Here is a 5,255-nt window from a genome sequence, read left to right on the forward strand (position 1 = left end):
GCGCGGCGGCGGCGGCCGGACCGGCGGCGGCGCGCATCGACGGCCTCGCCTGCCTCGTCATCGGCGCGGCCGACGGCCTGCCCGAGCATATCGCCCGCTATGCGGCCCACGCCGGCGCCCGCGTCGAACGCGCCGGCGACCTGGCCGGGGCGGACGCCATGATGGCCCAGCTGCCGGCCGGCCTGTGGATATGGATTATCGATTGCGCCGCCGTCAGCGCGCCGCCGCATCAGTTGCGCGCGCTGGCCGACGGTCACGCGGCGCACGAAATCCGTTTCATCGCCGTCCAGCGCGGATCGCGCCAGGCGGCGCACGGGCACGACCATGGCTACGTTTCGATCAGCGGCAATGTGCTGACGCGGCGGCGCCTGTTGAACGCCATCGCGGTGCTGGCCGGGCGGCCCGGGGACGACGAGCGCAAGAGGGAGCAGGGCAAGCACGCGTCGGCGTTCAAGGCGCCCTCGCGCGAAGAGCAACTGCGCTGCGGGCGCCTGGTGCTGGTGGCCGAGGACAACGAAACCAACCAGCGCGTCATCCTGCTGCAGCTGGCGCTGCTCGGCTTCGCCGCCGACGTGGCCGACAATGGCCAGGTGGCGTTCGAGCTATGGCGGCGCGGCGCCTATGCCCTGCTGCTGACGGACCTGCACATGCCGGAGATGGACGGTTATGCGCTGGCGGCCAGGATCCGCGCCGAAGAGGAGGGCCGGCGACACATCCCCATCCTGGCGCTGACGGCCAACGCGCTCAAGACCGAGGCGGCGCGCTGCCGCGCGGCCGGCATGGACGATTACTTCAGCAAGCCGCTGCTGCTGGCCGACCTGAAAACGATGCTGGAAAAGTGGATCCCGGCCACGCTCGCGGCGGCGGCCCCGCCCGGCCTCCGCGACGCCGACGCCCTGGAGGCGTTGCCCACGGCCTGGGTCTGCGGCCCGGCCGCGGCCGCCGCGCCGGTGCCCGGCTTACCCGTCGACGTGCGCGTGCTGGCCGCCCTGATCGGCAGCGACCCGGTGGTCATCCGCAAATTTCTCGACAGTTTCCGCGCCGGCGCGGCGCGGGCCGGCGGCCTGCTCGCGCGCGCCTGCGCCGATGGCCACGCACAGGCGGCGGCGGCCGAGGCACACAAGCTCAAGTCGTCCTCGCGCGCGGTCGGCGCGCTGGCACTGGGCCAGCTGTGCACCCAGCTCGAAACGGCCGGCAACGACGGCGGCCTGCGCGCGCTGGCCGCGCTGCTGCCCGTGTTTCAAAAGGAACTGGTCGACGTCACCAGTTTTATCGACGCGCTGTAGGCGGCACACGCCCGATAGTGGGCGACAATATCGGGGGCCGCGATCCGGCGGCGCCCTGATGGCGCTTACGCGCCGATTTCAATAAGATGCAATTTATTTTTGGATGAGTGATATGTCGGAAAAAACCTTAGCGGCGCCGCAAGCTCCGGTGACCTTGGCCACCTTTCAACAACGGGTTGCGCCGTGGGTGGTGGCGTGTTTTGGCCCGCAGGCGGCGCTTGATGGTGAAGAACGCAACCACCGCTTTCTGGAAGAGTCGATCGAGCTGGCCCAGGCTTGCGGCGCCACGGCGGAGCAGGTCAAGGCCATGGTCGACTATGTGTACTCGCGCCCGGCCGGCAAGGTGGAGCAGGAGGCCGGGGGAGTATTGGTGACGCTGGCCGCCTTGTGCGAGGCACGGAAGGTCGATATCCATGCCGCCGCGGAAACGGAGTTAAGCGCCATCTGGCAAAAAGTCGATGCCATTCGGCAAAAATGGCAAGTCAAACCGGCACACATCCGGGCCGGTTGAAGACGTGGCTTCGTTCGACTATGGGGACGCGACTCGGTGCAGTGAGACAGAAGTCATATTCTTGCGCAGCATATGAACCATGTTTTTGCGTTTTCAGCGCAAAATTGGTCGATTTTTTCGTGTGACAGGCAGCAGTAAGAATCATATTATTGCACCTTGTCCAAAGAGGAAACATATCGCTGCACTTTGTCAAAATTGATGCAAAGTGCTGATTTAGCGCAAATGTTCAGTTTAACTTAACAGCATTACGCCCATCGGCAGGTTTTTTTATTGGCGCATCCGAATCTGTGACGATGTGCGTAGATTGCGCTGCATAGGGCTTGCTATCATAATTCGGATTGCCGAAGAGAGAAGCCCTTGCCCGCCTGGTTGCCCCCGCCCGATCCCTTGCATGATGCCGTCGCCTGGCTGTGGAAGGACGCGTCCATTCCCGCCTTTTCGCGCGCTGCGGTGGCGGTGGTCGACCGCCACATCTGGCTAGTCGGCGACAAGGTGCTGGTGCGGCCGGGTGCGCACCCGCGAGCGCTCGCGCGCGGGACCACAGTGATCCCGGTCGTGCACGTCGAGATCGACCCGCTGCATCCGCCCGCCAGCCTGCGCCCGGCCGAACCCGTCGTGCTCGATGCGATGCGGTCGGCGGCGCGCGCCAGCACCTCAGGTTGGGTTCAGCTCGACCTGGAAGCGCGGCCCTCGCAGCGTGCCGACTACCGCGAACTGGTGCAAAGAATCCGCACGACGTTGCCGCGTGAGATGAAATTGAGCGTGACAGCGCTGGCCTGGTGGTGCCGCTCGGGCGCCTGGCTGGACGGGCTGGCCGCCGACGAGGTCGTGCCCATGTTTTTCCGCATGGGCCGCGAAAACGCGCCACTGCGCGACATCGTGACGCGCCAGCCGGTCGCGCTGCACCCGCTGTGTCGCGCCAGCAGCGCGGGCTTCTCGCGCCAGGAGACATTCCCGCGCGAGGTGATATCTCGCTACCGGCGCACCTATTGGTTCGACGAAACAGGATGGAAGGACATCGAATGAAACGCACGTTTGCGGCCACGTTGGCCGCCACGCTTCTGTTGGTCGGTATTGTGAGCGACGCCAGCGCCAGCGGCGACTACGGTCCCAGCTACACCATGTTCAAGGCCTGGACCGCGCCCGATATTCCGCTCGACCGCTTCCAGGCGGGAGATATCGGCGTGATCCAGCCGGGGATGCGTCGCGTCTACCTGTACACAGCCTGGCGCGCCTTCTCGCTCGGCCCGCGCGTGACGGCCTCGCCCGGGACGCTGGGCGGGCTGGCGCGCGCGGACGGCAGTGCATTCGACCAAGGTTGGACGCAGGACGACGATTCGCCCTACGAGTCGCTGCTCGCGCGCGTGGCGGAGCTGCAGCACCAGCCCATCAATGAACACTCGGTGCGCCTGATGATGGCCTGCCCGCGGCCCGCCACGCGCTATGCGCTGGAGGTGTTCAACAGTGCGTCGGCACGGCCCGACGCCACGCCGGCGCGCGTGGAGGCTTGGGTCAAGGCGCAGTACAAAGTTGCGCTGGCCTGCCAGGCAGCAGAGGACACGCGCTACAGCTACGGCGAGCGCAAAGCGCCGCAGCTCGTCGCGCCGGCGCCGCCGGCCGCCGACGAACCGCTGTATTGGCGCCAACTAAACGAATACCAGCGCGCGGCCTGGGCCTTCCAAGCCGCGCACTATGCCGACAGCACGCAGCTGTTCGAGCACATTGGCGCCACGCCCGGCCATCCGATGCATGAGCTGGGTGCCTACCTGGCCTTACGTTCCGAAGTGCGAGCCGCACTGGACGGCGGTATCAAGGGCATAGACTTGGCCCGCCGCGAGGCGCAGGCGCGCGCGCTCGAGCAGCGTGGTGCCGTGCTTCTGGCCGATGCCTCGCTTGCGCCCATGCACGAGCCGACCCGCGCGCTGCTGCGTGCGATGCGCGCCCAGCTGACGCCGGAAACCCGCCTCAACGAATTGAGCCGCGATCTGGACGATCCGGCCGTCGATCCCTTCGTGCAGGACCGCGTGGGCGATTGGTCCGTGCTGATGAACGACGTCAAGCCACAAGATGCACAGGCCCTGCGCCCCAGCCATGAATTCATTGACTGGATCGAGACCTTGCGCGGCTGCAGCAGCCTGGCTCCGAACCCGGCCTGCGAGCCCGCAGGCGTGCATGCGCTTGCGCGCTGGCGCGCGGTCCATTCGCGTCCCTGGTTGGTGGCGGCATTGATGCTACAGCAATCAGCGCTGCCGGACCTGATGCAGGCCGGCCTCGCGCTGCCGTCCGACGATCCGGCCTACATGACCGTTCGCTACCACCTGGCACGCCTGAACCGCTTGGACGGCAAGTCGCTTGAAGCACGAGCGATCTCCGACGGCGTCATGCAGCGCCAGCTCTCGCCCGGCACACGCAACCTGCTGCGCGAAGAACGCTTCGCGGTTTCGACCTCGGTGTCCGACGCCACGCGCTACCTGCTGCGCACCAACGTCGACTACGCGAAGAGCGTGGCGACAAGCGAGCAGCCCAATGAAGCCATGCGCGACACCGCGCGCGAGATGATGCTCAATGACGACGGCCTGGCTTGGGTGAACCTGGGCCTGTCGGTCGCTGACTTAGTTGAGCTGGCGCGCCAGCCGCACCTGCCACCGGCCCTACGCGCGCGAGTCGCGGGCGCGGCCTGGATCCGCGCCGCACTACTCGACAAGCCGGCCGAAGGCAAGCAGGCCGGCGCGCTGCTGGCGCAACTGGCACCCGCCACAGCGAATGCCGTCACGCGCTACGATCGCGCCGGCTCCAAGGTCGAGCGCCGCCACATCGTGCTGGTCGAGGCGGTGCGGGTCGACCTACAGGCGCAACTGACGATGTACGCCCAGCCGGTCGCGCCAGTGGACGCGGACGGGGCCACCGCGTCGGCCTGGTGTTCGTTCAAAACCGGCGATGCCGCCAGCGAACCGCAAGTGTATAACGAGTTCAGGATGCAGGCCTTTGCTTGGCAATTCCCTGCGATCCCAGACACCGGCCACGCCGACGTGCGGCGTGATGAGCTGGCCCGGCTGGGCGCCATGAAAACCGCCACCGGCGTGACGGGTGAGGACGTGCTGGCCTGGGGAGCTGCTCATCCCCAGGATCCCGATCTGCCCTGGCTGCTGCACGTGGTCGTCATGTCCACGCGCGGCGGCTGTCGCGATCCGGATGCCAAGACCTTATCGCGCACCGCTTGGAATCTGCTACACAAACGCTATGCGAACAGCGCGTGGGCGGACAAGACGCCGTATTTCTACTGATTGTTGATTTACATGAGCTGCTTACCCAACCTCAGGTGAGCTCTAATAACTCGATTTTGACGGCGTAAAGCGGTGAGCAGGCCGCTTGCCCAATGTCGGCGGTTGTAACGGCCGATCCGGCGACGCGTGGGAAATGGCAAGGCAAGGAACAAACTGGGCGATCTGGGGGCGGTT

Annotated in this window: 4 protein-coding genes; all 4 read left to right on the forward strand. The window is 66.5% G+C overall.

Translation table 11 applies throughout. The features are described from left to right. Positions 1-1,286, forward strand: a 1,286-nt coding sequence (locus tag Q0S71_RS06765) for a response regulator (RefSeq protein ID WP_295993196.1), incomplete at its 5' end; no start/stop codon positions are given. A gap of 112 nt (positions 1,287-1,398) precedes the next feature. Beyond that, complete coding sequence (locus Q0S71_RS06770; RefSeq protein ID WP_295993198.1) at positions 1,399-1,797, forward strand: hypothetical protein; 399 nt, start codon at positions 1,399-1,401, stop codon at positions 1,795-1,797. A 357-nt stretch (positions 1,798-2,154) separates the two neighbouring features. Beyond that, entirely contained in the window at positions 2,155-2,823 is a 669-nt protein-coding gene (locus Q0S71_RS06775; protein WP_295993200.1) for a hypothetical protein, read from the forward strand. Further along, positions 2,820-5,081, forward strand: coding sequence for a hypothetical protein (locus Q0S71_RS06780; RefSeq protein WP_295993201.1), 2,262 nt, complete (start codon positions 2,820-2,822; stop codon positions 5,079-5,081). The genes Q0S71_RS06775 and Q0S71_RS06780 overlap by 4 nt, the downstream gene beginning before the upstream one ends. Positions 5,082-5,255: the final 174 nt, after the last annotated feature.

It is taken from the genome of Rugamonas sp. (genome assembly GCF_025354735.1).
Lineage (GTDB): Bacteria > Pseudomonadota > Gammaproteobacteria > Burkholderiales > Burkholderiaceae_D > Rugamonas.

Coding starts and splice junctions, on each gene's coding strand:
- Q0S71_RS06770 (WP_295993198.1), top strand. CDS start 1,399: ATGTCGGAAAAAACCTTAGCGGCGCCGCAAGCTCCGGTGACCTTGGCC.
- Q0S71_RS06780 (WP_295993201.1), top strand. CDS start 2,820: ATGAAACGCACGTTTGCGGCCACGTTGGCCGCCACGCTTCTGTTGGTC.